The 18565-nt window shown below is 66.1% G+C and carries 14 protein-coding genes; 7 read left to right on the top strand and 7 right to left on the bottom strand.

The window, feature by feature from the left end; translation table 11 throughout:
• Positions 1 to 32: 32 nt before the first annotated feature.
• Positions 33 to 1232 carry a glycosyltransferase family 4 protein gene (locus tag IPG97_02360; protein ID MBK6855423.1) on the top strand — a complete coding sequence of 400 codons (1200 nt, stop codon included), beginning with the start codon at positions 33 to 35 and terminating at the stop codon, positions 1230 to 1232.
• A gap of 35 nt (positions 1233 to 1267) precedes the next feature.
• Here IPG97_02360 and IPG97_02355 read toward each other — a convergent pair whose 3' ends face one another.
• Together IPG97_02355 and IPG97_02350 are read right to left on the bottom strand one after the other, a co-directional pair.
• A complete protein-coding gene (locus IPG97_02355; GenBank protein ID MBK6855422.1) occupies positions 1268 to 2599 on the bottom strand; it encodes an O-antigen ligase family protein in 1332 nt (443 codons plus the stop codon).
• Complete coding sequence (locus tag IPG97_02350) at positions 2596 to 4221, bottom strand: Gfo/Idh/MocA family oxidoreductase (GenBank protein MBK6855421.1); 1626 nt, start codon at positions 4219 to 4221, stop codon at positions 2596 to 2598. Before IPG97_02350 ends, IPG97_02355 begins: the two co-directional genes overlap by 4 nt.
• Before the next feature lie 261 nt (positions 4222 to 4482).
• Between IPG97_02350 and IPG97_02345 the strand changes: the two genes are divergently transcribed.
• The 5 genes from IPG97_02345 to IPG97_02325 all read left to right on the top strand — a co-directional run bounded on the left by IPG97_02345 (position 4483) and on the right by IPG97_02325 (position 11984).
• Positions 4483 to 6159: an alginate lyase family protein gene (locus tag IPG97_02345; GenBank protein MBK6855420.1), complete on the top strand. Its 1677-nt coding sequence runs from the start codon at positions 4483 to 4485 to the stop codon at positions 6157 to 6159.
• 382 nt (positions 6160 to 6541) lie between these two features.
• Entirely contained in the window at positions 6542 to 8332 is a 1791-nt protein-coding gene (locus IPG97_02340) for a polysaccharide biosynthesis tyrosine autokinase (GenBank protein ID MBK6855419.1), read from the top strand.
• Positions 8333 to 8474: 142 nt separating this feature from the next.
• A complete protein-coding gene (locus IPG97_02335) occupies positions 8475 to 10094 on the top strand; it encodes an acyl-CoA synthetase (protein MBK6855418.1) in 1620 nt (539 codons plus the stop codon).
• Positions 10095 to 10155: 61 nt separating this feature from the next.
• On the top strand, positions 10156 to 10818 hold the full coding sequence (locus IPG97_02330) for a sugar transferase (protein ID MBK6855417.1): 663 nt from the start codon (positions 10156 to 10158) through the stop codon (positions 10816 to 10818).
• Complete coding sequence (locus IPG97_02325; GenBank protein ID MBK6855416.1) at positions 10809 to 11984, top strand: DegT/DnrJ/EryC1/StrS family aminotransferase; 1176 nt, start codon at positions 10809 to 10811, stop codon at positions 11982 to 11984. The genes IPG97_02330 and IPG97_02325 overlap by 10 nt, the downstream gene beginning before the upstream one ends.
• A gap of 69 nt (positions 11985 to 12053) precedes the next feature.
• Here IPG97_02325 and IPG97_02320 read toward each other — a convergent pair whose 3' ends face one another.
• From IPG97_02320 to IPG97_02300, 5 genes are all read right to left on the bottom strand, one after another.
• The gene (locus tag IPG97_02320) at positions 12054 to 13193 is read right to left on the bottom strand and encodes a glycosyltransferase family 4 protein (protein MBK6855415.1); all 1140 of its coding nucleotides are present in this window, start codon (positions 13191 to 13193) and stop codon (positions 12054 to 12056) included.
• Positions 13194 to 13263: 70 nt separating this feature from the next.
• Complete coding sequence (locus IPG97_02315) at positions 13264 to 14007, bottom strand: NeuD/PglB/VioB family sugar acetyltransferase (protein ID MBK6855414.1); 744 nt, start codon at positions 14005 to 14007, stop codon at positions 13264 to 13266.
• A gap of 60 nt (positions 14008 to 14067) precedes the next feature.
• Positions 14068 to 15213: a nucleotidyltransferase family protein gene (locus tag IPG97_02310; protein MBK6855413.1), complete on the bottom strand. Its 1146-nt coding sequence runs from the start codon at positions 15211 to 15213 to the stop codon at positions 14068 to 14070.
• Positions 15191 to 15514 carry a hypothetical protein gene (locus IPG97_02305; protein ID MBK6855412.1) on the bottom strand — a complete coding sequence of 108 codons (324 nt, stop codon included), beginning with the start codon at positions 15512 to 15514 and terminating at the stop codon, positions 15191 to 15193. The genes IPG97_02310 and IPG97_02305 overlap by 23 nt, the downstream gene beginning before the upstream one ends.
• Positions 15511 to 16662, bottom strand: coding sequence for a hypothetical protein (locus tag IPG97_02300; protein MBK6855411.1), 1152 nt, complete (start codon positions 16660 to 16662; stop codon positions 15511 to 15513). Before IPG97_02300 ends, IPG97_02305 begins: the two co-directional genes overlap by 4 nt.
• A 612-nt stretch (positions 16663 to 17274) precedes the next feature.
• Between IPG97_02300 and IPG97_02295 the strand changes: the two genes are divergently transcribed.
• On the top strand, positions 17275 to 18507 hold the full coding sequence (locus IPG97_02295) for a transposase family protein (GenBank protein ID MBK6855410.1): 1233 nt from the start codon (positions 17275 to 17277) through the stop codon (positions 18505 to 18507).
• Positions 18508 to 18565 lie beyond the last annotated feature (58 nt).

Raw genomic sequence — 18565 nt, 5'->3', positions numbered from 1 at the left:
CGACCCGTCCCGGCCCCGTCCTTGGTTCATCGATGCGCATCGTCTACTTCCACCAGTTCTTCTCCACCCCTCAGGGCTCGTGGGGCACCCGCGTGTACGAGTTCTGCAAAGACTGGGCCGCGGCAGGCCACGACGTCACCGTGGTGACCAGCACCTTCGCCAAGTCCGACCTGGTCACCACCAAACTGGTGGAGGACCAGGAATTCGAGGGCTTCAAGGTCAAGGTCATCGACCTCAAGATGAACAACAAGGAATCGGTGGCCAAGCGCATCCGGTCCTTCGTGGTCTATGCCGCGCTCTGCTCCTGGTACGCGGTGACCCTGCGTGCCGACGTGGTCATCGCATCGTCGGGGCCGATAACCATCGGCATGCCCGCCCTGGCCGCCCGCTGGATCCGGCGACGAAAGCTGGTGTTCGAGGTCCGAGACCTGTGGCCCGACGGAGCCATCGAGATGGGCATGCTCCAGAACAGGGCCGTCCAACGCGCCGCCTATGCCCTCGAGGCTGCCTGCTACCGCAGCGCCGACCACATCGTGTGCCTTTCTCCGGGCATGGTCGACAACATCGTGGGCCGCTTCGGCGTGCGCGACATCTCCTCGATCACCAACGCCGCCGACCTAGACCTGTTCGGAACCCCCCGCCAAGCCACCGACCTCCCAGCGGTGTTCGCTGACCACAAGGTGGCCATCTACACGGGCAACATCGGCCAGGTGAACAACTCGGACCTGCTCCTGCGGGCCGCCCGTCTGCTCACCGAGCGAGGCAGGACCGACATCGCCATCGTGTTGGTGGGAGATGGCCAGCTCAAGGAGCAGCTCATCGCCGAACGAGACGAGCTGGGCCTTACCAACCTGGTCTTCTGCGACCTCATGCCCAAGGTGGATCTGGTCGCCCTCATCCAACGTTCGTTCGTGTCGCTGGTACCCCTACGGGGCCAGCCCATCTTGGACACGTCCTCCCCCAACAAGCTCTACGAGTCGCTGGCGGCCGGCAAGCCCGTCATCCAGAACACCAGAGGCTGGATCAAGACCCTGCTCGACGAAAACCAGTGCGGCTTCACGGTCGACGCCACCGACGAGACCGAACTGGCCGATCGGCTCGAACAACTAGCCGACGACCCCACCCTCACCGCCACCATGGGCTCCAACGGCCGGTCGTTGGCCGAGCGGGAGTTCGACCAGAACATCCTCTCTGCCCGCTACCTGTCGGTGATCGAAGCGACCAGGTCCTGACCTCCCCACCGACGGGTCGGCCACCGGTGTCGGTGTCAGGCCAGTGACGCTACCGGGAGGTGGCCAACGTCGTCGTCGTCCACCTCCTCGGACCGAGCAAGACCCGACGAACCCCTGTCCCAGGGCCCATCGAACGGTGACCTCCGCTGCATCAACGAGGCCGCCAACACGAAGATGGCGAAGAACACCGAACCACCCGCGAATATCCAGCCCTCGAAGATGCCGTGGACGATCATGAAGGCGAAGACGGTCCTGAACACCGAGGACCGCCCACGAGCGGCTCGTATACCCACAAAGGCCACCACACCCAGCGGCAACAACCCAGGCCATCCCAGCTCGACCAACGGGCGCAATACCGACGATGACACCGGAATGCCTTCCTCGGAGCTCTTGAAGTCGTTCCCCGGACCAAGGCCCCCGATCGGGTTGGCCTGTATGGCATCGACCGCGCCCGACCACGACTTCTGTCTCGTGTTGGTCGTCCGAACCAGGTTCTGGTTGGTGATGTCCACCGGTTGGGTGCTCTCACTGAACAACACCGTCCACAGGAGCGGGATCGCCACCACCAACGCGACCGCCACCGAAAGTCGCTTGATGGTGCCGCCCCACCCCCGAAGCAATTGGGGACCGGCCACGATGCCGAGAGCCAAGGCTGCGGCCCGAGAGGCGGTACCGAACATCACCACCAGAGCGGGCGCCAAGCTCACCATCGCCGCGGTCATGGTTCCGGCCGTCAGGAAGAACAGAGCGGCGTAGGTAGACAAGGCGTTGGGGTTCTGGGTCAGACCGCGCCAACGGTTGGCGACTATGTCGAGCTCGTATCCGCCGATCGCCGCGCTCGGCATCACGATCACCAGCACCATGCTGATCGCCACCACCAACCCGGACGTCCACCTCAGCACCACCCGGACGTCTTCGCCGTCGGCGGCGCTGAGCAGGCACCAGCAGAAGACGATCAGGTACACCAACAAGAAGATCGATTTCAGGCTCTCGCCCATGTCCACCGAACGAGGCAGCAAGAGCAGCGCCAGAGCCAGGTACACGTAGATGGCGGGAAAGACCCCGGTGACCAACACCCCGAAGCGGGGCAGCCGCTTGCGAAGGATGCCGGCCAACAAAACGCAGACCAAGGCCAAGGCGGCGTAGCCGTTGGCGCTGACGGGCACGACCGCGCCGTTGAACATCTGGGCGGCATAGAGGAGTAGACCCGCACCCATCAAGAACCTCTGATCGGCCAACCCTAAGACCAGAACGAACAATGCGATGCCCATGGCCAGAACCAGCACCAGCGGGCGAAAAAGGGACTCGAGCCCGAGAACCCCGCCCGCACCCGCAGTGCCGCCCACCACATCAAGCATCTTGATCATCGCGATCCCACGAACTGTGACGGCAGCGCTTCGGATTCCCTCGATCTGGGGCTGGCCTCATCTACCAACTCGGCAAGTCGGACCATTGCCCGAGTCGAAATCTCGATGCTGCGACGCGAATCACCAGAGGAGTCCTCGCTGATGCGACGAGCGAACTCGACGTACATGTCCTCATGGGATCGGAGCCGTGAACACGAGGCGCTACGGCTCCGACCGAAGCCCTGCTCGCTCCGGTAGCGGGAGTTGTCTTCGATCGTCACCGTTGCATCGTCATGCCACAACGAGATGAGGTCACGGACGCCGAGGCGCGGAGACCCGACGTGGCGAAGCGATATCGCACAAGAGGCGCCGGTGCTCAACTCCAAGACCAACACCACCTGATCAGCCAGAACCAACGCCCGGTGTTCACTCACCTGTGGGAAGTCGTTCAGGTACAAGAAGTAGTCGATCCAATGGCACCCGTTGGACACCACCGAGTTGCCCACCACCGGCCACCGATACCAATGAAGGGCAGGTAGTGGTACCTCATAGACCGTGGCCGACATCGAGATCGGCCCAGACCCGAGGTCCCGTCGGATGAGACGGTTGAACGGCGAGTGACGGCGTTGGAATGCGGCATGGACCCGGGCATCGGGGTGGCGATCCATGGCCGCCAAGAGATCGTCGAGCTGGGCTTCTGTGGTGGTGAGCGGCTTCTCGATGATCACATGTCGGGCACCTCGCTCGATCAGATCCACCGCCAATGGGCCGTGGGAGTGGTGATACCCAGCCAGCACCACGTTCTCGATCTTTTCATCGACACGGGGAACCGGCGACGTGTCCAACGCCGGGCCCGGGGTGGCAGGAACGGGACCGAGCTGGGCCGGGTTGATCTCATGAATCCCGGCCAGGTGGAGCTTCAGGTCCAGGTTGGCGATGGCGTTCACCTTGGCGTACTGGCCGTAGCCGAACACGTGGTAGCTCGGCCGGTCCCCGGGAACGGGACCCCCCTCTGCTCGTTCCCTCACCGAACTCTCCGGCGACTTCTCCTCGGTAGACATCCAACTCGACGGCGGCGACAACACGACCTTGGCTATGCGGGTCTTCGTCGCGTCGTCCAGGGCGGGCTGAACCAGAGTCTCGGGCTGCCACCCGGCCAGGCTCGACAGCACCTCGGAAACCTCTACCCCGAAATCCCGGGCCAGGCTCACCCCTGACACGTAGTGAACCCGACGACGGTCAAGATCATCGGGACCGGACACCTTCCACACCAACGCCTCGGGAAGGACCAGTCGCTCCACCCCTCGGGGGGCACTGGTGGCCACGAAGCCGACCAGATCGCCAGCCTGACCATCGATGTCGGTCTCGCCCACATCACCCAGACGCCCGATGCCAACCGACAACCACGCATCGTTTCGGACCGTTTCGGCCTGACGGGACCGAACCTTGCGGAGCATCCGGGACGGACCGAAAGCCCGGGCGTAGGCCAAAACCATCCGGATGTCTCGGGGTCGTACGAAGAACTGCTGGTCGGCCCGACACAACGCAACCTGGGTGAGGACGTGCACTCGCACCGCACCTGGGACAACGCTCTGATCCAAGTAGTCCGGTCTCCACTGGCCGGACTCATCGAGTAGGTGCACCGTGTTCAGTTCCTTCCGGGACGGACCCGATACCGTACCGCCCGACCGCCACCCACAACCCCCCAGACCGGTGGCTACCACTGTGCTGATGTCGTAACCACGACATCCGACGACACCGACAAGTGGCGCTGCCCAACTGCTACCGCCTCCTAGGGTGCTCCAGCCGGCCGGCCCCGACATAGACGATCATGGCTGCGACCCTCAGGGAATGGCCCGGCAACACCATTCTCAAGCCAGTTCTCACCACGAATGGAGCTACACGTGGCATCGCCGCTGGACCAGATCGGGCGCCAGACCCGAACGCTCCTACACCTGCACCCAGCCCAGGTTTGGCACCGATTGCGACTCCAAGCCCAGCGAAAGGCTGTTGCCCGCAACCCCGACAAGGCCGCCCACCGTTGGAGGGTCACACCAAGTCGCTCCGTGGGACTGCCCGAATCGTTCAGGGCCATCGACGCAGATCACCTGGCCAGCAACTGGACGCTCGGAGACCTGGCCCAAGGACGATTCGACCTGCTGAACGAGCCACGTGATCTGGGAAACCCGATCAACTGGACGCCACCAGACACGACCCAGCTCTGGTCATTCCACCTTCACTACTGGGAGTGGGCCTGGGCCCTGGCCGCCGACACCGACCGCGATGGGGCTCGCTCGGTCTTCGCCCACCACCTGAAGAGTTGGACCACCGCCACCACCTTCGGCACCTGGGACGGCTGGGCCCCCTACCCGGCATCCCTACGAGCCTGGGTCCTGGTCAACGTGCACCAAAGGCTGGCTGCGGGCACCGACATCGAACCGATGCTGTGCGATTCCATCGAGCTGCATGCCGGCTTCTTGGAGCACAACATGGAGCTCGACGTCGGCGGCAACCACATGATCAAGAACATCAAGGGTCTTCTTGGCTGCGCGGTGTTTCTGGGTGACGACCGGCTCATGGCGACCGCACTGGGCCACCTCGACCGAGAGATGAAGGTCCAGATCCTCCCCGACGGCGGTCACTACGAACTGTCGCCCTCCTACCACTGCCAGGTCCTGGCCGATCTGGCGGACATGGCAGGGCTGCTGGCCGCCATCGACCACCCGCCGGTCATCGACTTGAAAGAGGCCCTCACCCGGATGAGACGTTGGCTCGGGGAGATGCTGTTGCCAGACGGGACCTTGCCCCTGTTCAACGACAGCGAACCCGTCGCCCCCGGCCTGATCGCGGCCCTTGACCCCGACGCCGTAGAACCCCGCCCCCTGGTGGTGCTCCCAGACAGCGGATACGCCGTGATGCGCTCTGATCGCATGCACCTGATCGCCGATGTCGGACAACCCGGTCCCGCCTCTCCACCTGGCCACATCCACGCCGACTGCCTCAGCTTCGTCCTCCACGTAGACGGCCAGCCAGCCATCGTTGACACCGGAACCTCCGAGTATGGGTCTGGGCCCCGCCGCGCCCACGAGCGCAGCACCGCCGCTCACAACACCATCGTGGTGGACCGCACCGATCAGACCGAGGTGTTCGGAGCGTTCCGGGCGGGACGAAGAGCCCGAGCCACGCTGGAGCGAGCCGAGGCAGCCCCGGACGGTTCGGTGGAGGTCGCCGCCTCCCACGACGGCTACCGCCACCTGCCCGGCAAGCCGATCCACCGACGGCGGTGGTCCGTCCACCAGAACACCCTCACCATCACCGACGAGGTCACCGGAACTGGCAGCCACCACCTGGAATCACACATCCACCGCCCGACAATCGGCGGCAACACATCCGAAGGCACAACGCAGATGGCAATGGATGCCCTCGAGATCGAGGCCGATCCGGCCACCGAACACACCACCAACCGCTGCGACTTGGCCGCTGGCTTCGGAAACCTCGTCCCAGGGATGTCTGACACCTTCTCGACCACCGCGCACCTACCCGTGGTGATCACCACCACCATCACGGTCCGGAACGCCTGACGAACCACAGGTCCGCAAGCCCCGGCCCCGGGCCGCAACCGATTTGCCCGACCCCGACGAGACCTGGATCCCCCGAAAGGCAGAGCCTTCCGGGGGAGTTCGGTCGCCGGCCTGACGGCCGACGACTTCGCTGCGACGACCGGCAAAGCCGATCTCCGCAGGTCAGGGGCTCCGCCACAAAGGGCTCTGCCCCCGGACCCCCGCCCAGTCCTGTGACTTCAGCTCGTCAGACAGTCGAGCACCAATGGTGGGCGCACATAGAGCCGGATTCGCCCGGGTGACAAGGGACAAACGAACACGACCCGATGTCGAGCAGGCCGCAACTTCCTGGGATCAGGGGGACTCCTACCGGTGGTTCCGCGCGCTGTAGCATGTGGTCCCTATGTCGACCAGCACAGCCGGGGCAGTCACACTCGAACTGCGTGACTACATCGCAGTGATCAGGCGCCGCAAGGTCCTGATCCTCCTCATAACTGCGGTGCTGGTGCTGATCACCTTGGGCTACTCCCTCACGCGGACACCCCTCTACCAGGCCAACGCTCAGGTTCTGGTCGACCGCCGAGACAGCGACGTGGTCCTTGGCATCATGCCGGGCTCGGACCCCGACGCCATCAAGAACGAGATGCAACTCATGCGCAGCGGCCGCACCCTCGCCGCCATCGAGAAATCCCTCGGCTACCTCCCCGACGTCGAACTCAAGCCGGCATCCACGTTGAACCCAGGCGTCATCGTGATGGCCACCGACCCCGACGCCGAGCGTGCCGCTGAGATGGCCAACGACTTCGCCGAGGCATACGTCGCCGAACGTCGCCGCCTTACCAACGACGACCTCGAAGCAGCCATCTCCGAGATCCAGACCCAGATGGCAGACCTCGCCATCGAAGTGGCCGCCACCGACCAGCAGATCCAGGACCTGATGGTCCAGGTGGACGACACACCCGAGTCCGACACCGAGCGCATCCGCCTCCTCGAGGCCCAGATCGCCCAGCTCCAGGTCCAGAACGATCCCAGCAACGTCAGCAGCCGCCAGAGCGTGCTCCAGACAAAGCTCGATCAGCTCAAGACCGCTCTCAGCTCCACAGCCGTACGTGGTCGGTTGGTGGTGTCCACCGCACCCACCCCCGAATCCCCGGTGTCGCCCACACCGGTCCGAGACGCCACCATCGCCCTAGCCGCCGGCCTCTTCTTGGGACTCGCCGTCGCCTTCTTGCGCGACTACACCGACGACACGTTGCGGACCAAGGAAGACCTCGACCGGACCACCGGCGGCGTGCCGGTGTTGGGGATCATCCCGGCCATCACCGAATGGCGAGACCGCAAGACGGCGCTGCTCGAATCCGTGAGCCACCCCAACTCGCCGGCATCGGAGGCCTACCGGGGCCTGCGCACCGCCATCGAGTTCGTGGGCGTCGAGCAGAAGCTCGACATCATCCACATGACCAGCTCCACCTCCGGTGAAGGCAAGACCACCACATCGGCCAACCTCGCCGTCACCCTGGCTCGCGCTGGCAAGAGGGTCATCCTCATCGACTGCGACCTCCGCCGTCCACGCCTCCACCAGTTCTTCGGGTTGGACAACTCGATCGGGTTCACCTCCGTGATCCTCGGCAGCAGCCGGATCGAAGAAGCCCTCCAGCCGGTGCCAGGCGTGCCGGGGCTGTTGATCATGGCTTCGGGGCCTCCCCCACCCAACCCGTCCGAGCTGCTGTCCACCAAGACGGTGCGCTCCAAGCTCGATGCCCTGGCCCGGTCGTCTGACTACGTGGTGATCGACTCTCCGCCCCTGCTCCCCGTGTCGGACTCAGTGATCATCTCCAGCCTGGCCGACATCACCCTGCTGGTCGTCACCGCTCGCACCACCGCCCGCCGCTCGCTGCTGCGTTCGATCGAGATGCTCCGCCAGGTAGATGCCCCCCTCGAGGGGCTCGTTTTCAACGGCGTCCACTCCGAGGGCACATACGGCTACGGATACGGCTACGGCTACGAGGCGTACGGCACCTACTCCGCCTATGCCCCCTCCGGCTCCGGGAACACCTCGGGCTCAGGCAAAGGTCGCAAAGCCAAGCGCGGTGGAACCAGCACCAACGGGACCGGTGCCGACATGAACGGCCACGCCACCTCCAGCACCAACGGTTCCACCGGCTCGTCCAAGCCTGTCACCACCGACCACTGACCGGGTCCCTTCGGGTGTTGTCCGAACGCGGACGGAGGCGTCGGTTCCTCCAACCCCGGACGCAAGCCGCGTCCTAGGTCTGGCGTCCTACACTCCCGTCGTCGCCGCGGTGGCGGCCGCCGAGCACGTGCAGGGGCAGGACATGACCGGATGGAACTACGCCGAGCTGTGGGAAACCGTCGCGGAGCAGATCCCCGACGCTCCCGCCCAGATACAAGGCCAGCGGGTCATCACGTGGGGTGAGTGGAACCGCAGGGCCAACGGTGTGGCCCGGGCCCTGCTCGATGCCGGGCTGGGTGAACAGGCCAAGGTGGCCCAGTACCTCCACAACTGCCCCGAATACCTGGAGTCGATGTTCGCGGCGTTCAAGGCCGGTCTGGTTCCGGTCAACACCAATTACCGCTACACCGACGACGAACTGGTCTACTTGTGGGACAACGCCGACACCGAGGCGGTGGTGTTCCACGGGCACTTCGTCGACAACATCGACCGGATCCGAGACCGCGTCCCCCGCGTGAAGGTGTGGCTGTGGGTAGACGACGACACCGCAGCATGCCCGGCTTGGGCCACCCCTTACGAGCAGGCCGCCGCCGCCCACCCGGGCCGGGTGGAAGCCCCGTGGGGTCGCAGCGGCGACCACCTGTACATGCTCTACACCGGCGGCACCACCGGCATGCCCAAAGGCGTGATGTGGCGGGTGGACGACCACATCCGCAACGTGATCGCCCTGGGCGTCAACCCCCGCTACCGCGACGACCCCGTCGACTACTCGGTCACCCGCGAACTGGTCCAACAAGTCGGCATGGTCGGTCTACCCGCCTGTCCGCTGATGCACGGCACCGGGTGCATGACCCAGCTGATCGTATTGTCCGGCGGCGGATGCGTGGTCACCCTCGAGAGCCCCAACCTCGACATCGTCGAACTGTTCGACACCATCGAGACCAACCGCATCAACACCATCGCCATCGTCGGAGACGCCTTCGCCAAGCCGATGTTGCGAGCCCTCGACGCCGAGCCCGACCGCTGGGACCTGTCCAGCCTGTTCCTCATCGCCTCGTCTGGGGTGATGTTCTCCGAGGCCTCCAAGTCCGGACTGATCCGCCACCTCCCCCACGCCATGATCGTGGACGCCTTCAGCTCGTCAGAGGCCATCGGCATGGGCCAGTCGATCAGCGCGGCCGGCGTCGACTCCGGCACCGCCAAGTTCACGGTCGGCCCCAACACCAAGGTGTTCACCGAGGACCACCGAGAGGTCGAGCCCGGCTCAGGCGAGATCGGCCGGGTTGCGGTCGGTGGCTTCCAGCCCATCGGCTACTACAAGGACCCCGACAAGACCGCGGCGACCTTCATCACCGTGGACGGCCAGCGCTACTCGATCCCTGGAGACTTCGCCACCGTCGAAGCCGACGGCTCCATCACCCTCCTCGGCAGAGGGTCTGTGTGCATCAACACCGGCGGCGAGAAGGTGTTCCCCGAAGAGGTCGAAGAGGCGCTCAAGATCCACCCCGACGTGGCCGACGCCGTGGTGGTGGGAGTTCCCGACGACCGTTTCGGCGAAGCCATCACCGCCGTGATCCAGCTGGAGGCCGGCGTCGAACTCGACGCGGCAGGGCTGGTGGCTTCGGTCAAAGAGAAGCTGGCCAGCTACAAGGCCCCCAAGTCGGTGCTGGTCATCAACACGATCGGGCGAGCCCCCAACGGCAAGGTCGACTACAAAGCCATGCGCCGCTACGCCATGGCCGAACTCGGCATCGAGCCCTGAGCACCGCCCAGCACTGAGCTCTGAGACCGTTCCGGTGCGTTCCCCCGTCCTCAAACGCCTCATGGACCTCGCGCTGGCCCTGGCCGGCCTGGTCGTGGCCGCCGTCCCCATGGCCGGCATAGCAGTAGCGATTCGCCTCACCATGGGTAGCCCCGTGCTGTTCCGCCAGCGTCGCCCCGGCCTGCACGGCGAGTTGTTCGACGTGCTCAAGTTCCGGACCATGCGTACCGGGGCGGGCAGCGACGCCGACCGACTGACCCGCCTCGGGGCGTTCCTGCGCCGTACCAGTCTCGACGAACTACCCGAGCTGTTGAACGTCATACGAGGCGAGATGGCTCTCGTCGGTCCCCGCCCGCTGCTCCCCGCCTACCTGGACCGCTACTCGCCCGAACAAGCCCGCCGCCACGACGTCAAACCCGGAATCACCGGTCTGGCCCAGGTCAACGGACGCAACGCCTTGGACTGGGACGACCGGTTCCACCTCGACGTGACCTATGTGGACACCTGGACCGTCGCGTTGGACGCACGGATACTGGCGCGTACCCTACGATCCGTGGTGAAGCGTGAGGGGATCTCTGCGGAGGGTCACGCCACCATGCCCGAGTTCATGGGATCCGCCGCCATGTCCAAAACGATGCCCGATACGAGCCCTAGCGCCGATACCAGCCCGACCGGGGTGGTCGACCCTGGGCCAGACAACGTCGGCGGCTCACCATGCCCGTGACCCCGCCGCCGGTACGGGCCGGGTCTGGATATGACCCGTTGGCGTCGCTGTACGGCGCCGACACGCCACCGGCCAAGGACTATCGCCTCCGCCTCGCCTCCCCGGTGATGGGCACCGAGGAGACCGAGGCGGTCACCAGTGTGATCGAGTCCGGGGTCCTGACCAACGGCCCCTGGACCAGACGTTTCGAGGCCGCCATGGCCTTCCGCCATGGCACCGACCACGCCGTGGCCTTCGCCAACGGCACCGTCGCCCTGGCCGCCATGTACCTGGCAGCCGGGATCGGCCCGGGAGACGAGGTGATCGTTCCGTCGTTCACCTTCATCGCCACCGCCACATCGGTCGTCCACGTCGGAGCCACCCCGGTGTTCGCCGACATCGATCCCATCACCTTCAACATCGATCCCGCTGCGGTGGCCCGGTGCATCACCCCACGGACCAAGGCCATCGTGCCGGTCCACTACGGCGGTCAGCCCGCAGACATGGACCGCCTGTTGGAGTTGGCCACCGCCCACGGGCTCAGCGTGTTCGAAGACGCGGCCCAAGCCCACGGGGCCAGCTACCGCGGGCGGCCAGCAGGGTCCTTGGGTCGGGCCGCCATGTTCAGCTTCACCCCGGTCAAGGCCATCACCACCGGCGAAGGGGCCGTCGTCACCACCGACGACGCCGACCTTGCCCACCGGATGCGTCTGCTGCGCAACCACGGCATGGACCGGCCCTACCACCACGAGATCGTCGGCTACAACTGGCGGCTGTCGGAGATGCAGTCGGCGCTGGGCGTCAAGCAGCTCGACCGCCTCGACGAGATCCTGGCCGTCAAGGCTGCCAACGCGCAGACCATGGCCGCCCTGTTGGCCGACCTCGCCGACGTCGAGGCGCCAACCGAGCTCCCCGACCGAACCCACCCCCACACCATCTACACCATCAAGGTTCCGCCCCGACTCCGTGACCTGGTCATGGACGCCCTCGATCAGGTCGGCATCGAGACCCGCCGCTACTTCCCGCCCGCCCACCTCGAACCCGCCTTCGTGGGGCTCGCCGACCACAAGCTGCCCGTCACCGAGTCGGTGGCCGAACAGGTGGTGTCGCTCCCGTTCCAGTCCCGAATCACCACCGAGGACCTCGAGGAGATGGCCGCCATCATCGGCGAGGTCCTCGAGACCTGATCTCGAAAGACTGTCGCTGAAACCTGTCGCTGAAACCTGATCTGGGCGGCACCGCGGCGGGCACCGCGGTCAGGGAGCCGACAGACCCCGCTCGCCGAGAAGGCGTCGGTAGGTGGCCAAGGTGATGTCGATCACCCGTCGCTGGTCGAACTCCTCGACCGCCTTGACCCGCGACGCCTCCCCCATGTGGGCTCGCCGCCGCCCATCGTTGGCCAGCACAGACACGGCCTCGCTCAGCGACCCAGCATCACGCGCTCGGACCAACAGACCGTTCCCCCCGTCGTCGACCACCTGACGACATCCCCTGATGTCGGTGACCACCAGCGGCACCCCGGTGGCGGCGGCCTCCATGGCCGACCGGGGAAAGCCCTCACGGTACGAGGCCAACACGTACACGTCCAACGCCCGGTAGCAGTCCTCCACATCGGAACGCTGACCCAGGAACGTGATCCCGGACTCGCCCGACACCCGAGCCAGGTCGGCCTCCACCAGACCATCGGACTTGTCGGAATCAAGAGGACCGACCACCAGCCATCGCACCTGGGGATCAGTCTCACGCAAGGCCGAGGCCGCCTCGATCACCTCGGCCAGACCCTTCTCCCACACCAGTCGGGCCACAACGCCGACCGCCACCTGGTCTTCGGTCACACCGAACCGGGCGCGAGCCGCGGCCCTGGCTTCGGTGGTGGGGACCGAAAACCGCGACAGATCCACACCGTTGCCCAACACATGGATCCGATTCGCTGGGACCCGCAGCCGTCGAAGCACGGCCACGTCCTCCACGCTCTGGAGCAATTCAGCATGGGAGCACGCTGCCGCCAGGCGTTCCAGCCCATAGACCACCGCTCGGCGCGGCCAGGAGTCTTCGGGGGTGGCGTACAGGCCGTGGACGGTGTTAACCACCACCGGCACCCGGGCAGCCCGGGCCGCCGGACGACCGAACCAACCCGGCTTCGGGTTGTGCAGGTGCACGATGTCGGGGCGTTCATGGCGGAACAGGCGGTACAGCTCCCCGATCAGGGCCAGGTCCCGTCTCGGGTCCATGGCCCGGGTGGCATTGGCCAGCGCCACATGACGGATCCCGGCCGCTTCGAGCGCTCCCACGTGGGGTCCGGGGGCTGACGCCCCCACGACCTCATACCCGGCCCGAGCAAAGGCCTGGAGCTGCGGCTTGAGCAACAGGTCCAGGCTCATGTCCACCGTGGTCACGTGGATCAGCTTCCGGCGACCACCGGCCCCCGGTGACCGAACCGCCCCAGATCGAGACACGGCGTCGATCTCAGCCGTTGCCGAGAGAGCTCGGTCGGGCCGGAACCCCGTGGACGGTGGTGGCGGCGGCAACATCGTGGAGCACCACCGCTCCCGCCCCGACCCTGGCGTCTGGGCCGACGCGAACCCGGGGACCGGCCACAGCGCCCACGCCGAAGAAGCTGCGCTCACCGACCTCGACGCCACCGGTGAGACGACAGCCCGGGCTCAAGGTGACGTGATCCCTCAAGATCACGTCGTGGGACAGGCTGCAACCCACGTTCACCTGCACGCCCTCCCCCACCTCGACGTTGGTGGTGATGATGCTCCCCGCGGCGACGACCGAACCGTCACCTAGGCGCACGTCTCGACCCACCGAGGCAGTGGGATGGACCAGCGCAGGCGCCAAGGCCACACCGGCCGCACGCACCTGAGCCGATAGCCGGCTGCGCAGCATCGCATCACCCACCGCCACCACGGCCACGAGTTGATCCGATCCGCAATCTCCCACCGTGTCCACACCGCCCAAGACGCGGGCACCCAACCGGGACAGCCTGGCCTCGGACTCCCCATCCGGTACGGCATCGTCGAGGAAACCCAGGAGGTTCCAGGCCGGGCCGGGATCGGCTGCGTTCACGGCCACGACCAGTTCGAACACCTCGCGACCATGGCCCCCAGCCCCCACAATCACCAGGTCCCGGGCCGGGCCGACGTCGCTCACGACCGGAGGATACCCATCACCTCGACCGCGGGGCGTCGCCCGCTCCTTCCCCATCCAGTCGGAGGCCGGCGACAGAACACCGCCGGAAGGCTCTGCAGTTCGGCGGATCCAGGCTCAGCCACCGTGATCACGGCGCTGACGTCGGGCTCCTCGCTGCAACAGCTTGGACCGGTTCATGTCCCGTGCACTCAGGTGTTCCCGGGACGGGAACAAGACACCGGCCGTATACGCCCATCGGTCCCCCCAGTTGGGCAACTCGGACACCACCCTCAACCGGGAACGGCCGTAGGAGGATCCATCTCGTCGCTGGGCCATGATGATGCGACGCTCGCTCGGGCTGGGATCTACCTCATCGAACCAGGCCTTCCACCGTGGGAGGCTCACTCCCGGCAGCGAGAGGATCGATGCCGCCGCCTCGTGGAGCACGGCGGTGCCGTTCCAGGCTTCGGCTTCGCTGACCACACCGTCGACCTCGACCTCCGAGGAGAGCAGGTAGCCCAGCAGGTCCCGACGGCTCATCAACCGTGGGATCGGCGAGCCCAGCATTGCGTGATAGGCGGCGTGAAGGACTCGCACGACCCGCGTCGGCGCCGACATGGTCACACCGGCAAGGTCGAAGTGGACGGGATCGTCGAACAACCGCTCAACGGGGACCCGCACGGCATGGACACCGTCACAGATGGTTCTATGGAGGTCTATCTCGACGTGGTCCGAGAACGTGAGCGTCACCGACTTGGCGAAGCGGCCATCGAAGCCGGGCCGCCGCTGGGGATAGGGACGATCGGCCCCCATCGCCACCAGCACCTCAACGGTTCGATCGATGTCGCTACCTCGCACCACCAGATCCAGGTCCCCGAAGGTACGCAGACCGGGCTCGAGCTCGTCCAGATGCGCCACCGCCGGCCCTTTGACCACCCGCAGGTCCGTGATCCCAGAGACAGCGAGACGCTCGGACACGTCGCACAGGCGATCCTCCAACTTCATGCACCACGCCAGGGCGTCGAGGTGGTGGCGCTCCAGCAGATCTACCTGGGCTTCCCCCAACAGAACGGCGCCCGACTCCGACGCCGCCATGAGCGCACCGGTCAACCGTTCAACCCGAACCGACTCCACCAGCGCAACCCCCAAGTGGCTCCAGTCGACCGGCTGGCCCCCAGATTGGCCCCCTTGGACCATGGGCGCAGTCGTGGCCACCAGATGTTCGAGCTGGGACCCGAACCCGTGGTCCACCGACTGATCACTGTCGACCAGCATCGTCATCCTCCGCATGCTGGTGAGGTCCCACCTCGACAAGGCCCGCCGCCGACATAGCCTCGACCGCGTCCCTGACCGCTTGGTCAACCACGTCGCCGCCTACCCCCACCGCCGCCCCCTGGGCCACGGCGATCAACTCGGAGAGCGTGTGGGGTGTGTCCAGCTCCACCCACACTCCGGCCGTGACGCCTTGCAACCGGTGCAACTGTTCCTCACCCCGACCCAGCAGCAGGATCGACGCGCCGCATCGACGGGTAAACAGGTCTGTCCGACGCGTCAACCGGACGTGATCGGGGCCCAGCGTCATCTTGCACCGTCACCAATGGTTGCGGGTCGCTGGTGGATGAAGCCCAGGGCCGCCAGTTCGGAAACCAGCTCTCCACCGGGACCCGTCATCTCGACGGCGCCGACGGTCAGGTCCCACAGCAGCGCCGCACCTGCCGCGTTCACGCTCACGACCGTACCGGCCTCAGGTTGATATGCCACCAGCTCACCGCAGGACCACACCCTCACCGTCGATCCCCACGACCAGGGCCCGTCTGGGGACGGCTCCGCCAGCGTCGCGGTAGTCGGAGCAGGTTGCACCTCGACCGCGGTCTTCTCGACCTCCAGGACCCATCGGCCACCCGAAGGCGAAGGCGGGTCGGCCATGAGCCTCTCGATCACCTCCATCGCCTCCGCCGCATGCTCGTAGGACAGTCGCACAACGGGAACCTTCGCCACCAGCCGGGCGAAGGCGTCGAGCACCGACACCGGATCACGGCTGAGGTCGAGGTTGTTCATGCACAGCGCTTCCATGGCGGCGCCGAAACCGAGCTGTTCCCACCTCACCTCGTTGCCCAACCGCCGGTCCAGGATCACCACCACCGCGGGCTCGGCCACCAGCCGTTGACCACCGCCGAGGTCCGATGCGCACAACAGGAGCGGACCAGGGGACTCGACTCGTCCCGTCGCCGCGCCGGCCGGCAGCGCGCCCAGGCCCCCGACCTTGGCCACCACCGGACGGGTGAACGAATGCACCATGCCGGACACCCCGTCGAGAACCACCTGTTCGTCGTTCACCAGATCGAACCCCTGGCCGACCAGGTGCGATACCAACGTCGACTTCCCGGTGCCAGAGGCAGCCAGGACGAGCACGGCCCGCCCCAGAGGATCGGCCACCGCTCCGCCGTGAAGGGTTCCACTCGGCCCCATGTCCAAGAACCGCCGGCTCACCAGGCTCAGCACGGTGACCGCCACGCTCTCGACCGCCACCACCCGCTCCCCACCCCACTCGGGACGTACCCGCACCGTCGCCACCGGTTGAGGCTCCAGATGGACGACCAACGGGTCGCCATCGACCACGGTGACGTCGTCTCCCATCGACCGTCGGGCGATGGCGACACATCCCTCACGGGGCAGACCCAGCGGGGCCAGAGCGGCGGGCACAACACCGCTCCCGTGGTCGAGGATCACCAACCGTCGGTAGGTGGCCCTCGCCGGGGAAAGCCCTCCCGACTCCAGGTGAACGATCCCACCCGCCGGCCCGATCCCCACCGGACCGGGCGGTGCGGTAGGCGTCGCCGACTGTGCGTCTGTGGTGTCGGAGTGGATTCTGGTCACGGAACGGTGCTGGTCGGATCAGAGCGGGTCGGGTCGGTCACCTTCAACGCTCGACTCCCGATCAGGCGAGTTCGGTTCATCGCGGTTCGCCTCGTAGATCAGCAACGGAGCCGGATAGAGCGATGGTAGATCCCCCGATGCCCTACCCAAGTCGACCGCCCAGAGAAGTCACCTCCCTTCGGATCTGGCGACCAAGGCAGACTGGACCTATGAGGCACCGTCTCGTCCTCGTGGCCATCGCAGCCGCCGCCTTCGTGGCGGTGAACCTGCTCGTGTTCGCGATCTCCGAGCTCGTCTGGCCATGACGGCGACCCCGTCCCCGACAGCGAGGTCGCGCCCGAGCCACCAATCCGCTGCACTCCCCATCCCGTGATCCCGCATTGACTCACTCGAAACCTCCGCGTAGGGGGATTCGTTGCCTCATGTAGTTCCTCCGTTTGGGGTGTGGCCCGCTACGCCTGATCGATGGGACTCTCGATGGCGCAACGGCGTGCGGTCACGAACCAGATGGCAACGAAGTACCGGCAGGCGACACGGCCGGAAAAGACACAGATCCTTGACCAACTCGTCGAGCTGACCGGCTGGCATCGCGACTGGGCCCGGGCACAGCTGCGCCAGGCCGGAACGGTCCGTGCCGCCGGGTCCCGCAAGCCCCGGACGCCAACGTATTCGGCCCGGGTGGTGTCAGGTCTGGAGCAGTGCTGGCGGGTCGCCCGCTGCCCGGCCGGCAAGCGCCTGGCGCCGATGCTCGAGACGCTGGTGCCGCTACTGCGCCGCGATGGCGAGCTCGTGCTCACCGACGCGGAGGCCGACCTGCTGGTGGCGATGTCGGCTGCGACGATCGATCGGCGCCTGGCGAACTCGAAAGCTGTCGCGGGGTTCACGGGCCGGTCCCACACCAAGCCGGGATCGTTGTTGAAATCGCAGATCCCGATCCGAACCTGGTCTGAATGGGACGAGAACAAACCCGGGTTCGTGGAGATCGACTTGGTCGGCCACGAAGGAGGCAACAGCTACGGCGAGTTCTGCTTCACCCTCACGATCACTGACGTGGCAACGGGTTGGACCGTGAACCGCTCGATCCCGAACAAGGCCGCGATCCACGTTGTCGAAGCGATCAAGCACGCCTCAGCACGGTTCCCGTTCCCGATCCTGGGCATCGATTCCGACAACGGTTCGGAGTTCATCAACTCCCATCTCTACGACTACTGCCTCGCCAACAAGATCACCTTCACCAGGGGCCGGCCCGGCAACAAGAACGACGGCAGCCACGTCGAGCAGAAGAACTGGACCCACGTCCGAAGCCTCGTCGGCTACCTCCGTTTCGACACCCCCGCCGAGCTCAAGCTCCTCAACGAGATCTGGGACCTCGACCACCACTTCACGAACCTGCTGTGCGCCCAACAGAAGCTGATCAGCCGCGAACGTGTCGGCGCCAAGATCATCAAACGCCACGACACCGCACAGACCCCGCACCAACGTGCCCTGGCCGCGGGCGTGCTCACCCCAGCGAAGAAGGCCGCTCTAACCCGGGCCCGCAACACCATCCGACCCGGGCAACTTCAACGCCGCATCGACCAACTCGCAGCGCAACTCGAACGCCTCGCCCTGTCCAAAACCGCTGCCCCACCCAGACCCATCAACCGGGCCTTCAACAAGCGCGACCGTCCGGAGGTCTTAGGTGAGGCAACGAACTAGCCCTCCCGGAGGTTTTGACATGAGGCAACAGGATCCTCTAATATGTCCCCGACCTGAT

This window comes from Microthrixaceae bacterium (assembly GCA_016702505.1).
Taxonomy (GTDB): Bacteria; Actinomycetota; Acidimicrobiia; order Acidimicrobiales; family Iamiaceae; genus Aquihabitans.
This window is presented reverse-complemented; position numbering and strand designations above follow the sequence as displayed.

Coding starts and splice junctions, on each gene's coding strand:
- IPG97_02295 (MBK6855410.1), top strand. CDS start 17,275: ATGGGACTCTCGATGGCGCAACGGCGTGCGGTCACGAACCAGATGGCA.
- IPG97_02335 (MBK6855418.1), top strand. CDS start 8,475: ATGACCGGATGGAACTACGCCGAGCTGTGGGAAACCGTCGCGGAGCAG.
- IPG97_02355 (MBK6855422.1), bottom strand. CDS start 2,599: ATGATCAAGATGCTTGATGTGGTGGGCGGCACTGCGGGTGCGGGCGGG.
- IPG97_02305 (MBK6855412.1), bottom strand. CDS start 15,514: ATGACGCTGGGCCCCGATCACGTCCGGTTGACGCGTCGGACAGACCTG.
- IPG97_02325 (MBK6855416.1), top strand. CDS start 10,809: ATGCCCGTGACCCCGCCGCCGGTACGGGCCGGGTCTGGATATGACCCG.
- IPG97_02360 (MBK6855423.1), top strand. CDS start 33: ATGCGCATCGTCTACTTCCACCAGTTCTTCTCCACCCCTCAGGGCTCG.
- IPG97_02310 (MBK6855413.1), bottom strand. CDS start 15,213: ATGACGATGCTGGTCGACAGTGATCAGTCGGTGGACCACGGGTTCGGG.
- IPG97_02330 (MBK6855417.1), top strand. CDS start 10,156: ATGGACCTCGCGCTGGCCCTGGCCGGCCTGGTCGTGGCCGCCGTCCCC.
- IPG97_02340 (MBK6855419.1), top strand. CDS start 6,542: ATGTCGACCAGCACAGCCGGGGCAGTCACACTCGAACTGCGTGACTAC.
- IPG97_02315 (MBK6855414.1), bottom strand. CDS start 14,007: ATGGGGAAGGAGCGGGCGACGCCCCGCGGTCGAGGTGATGGGTATCCT.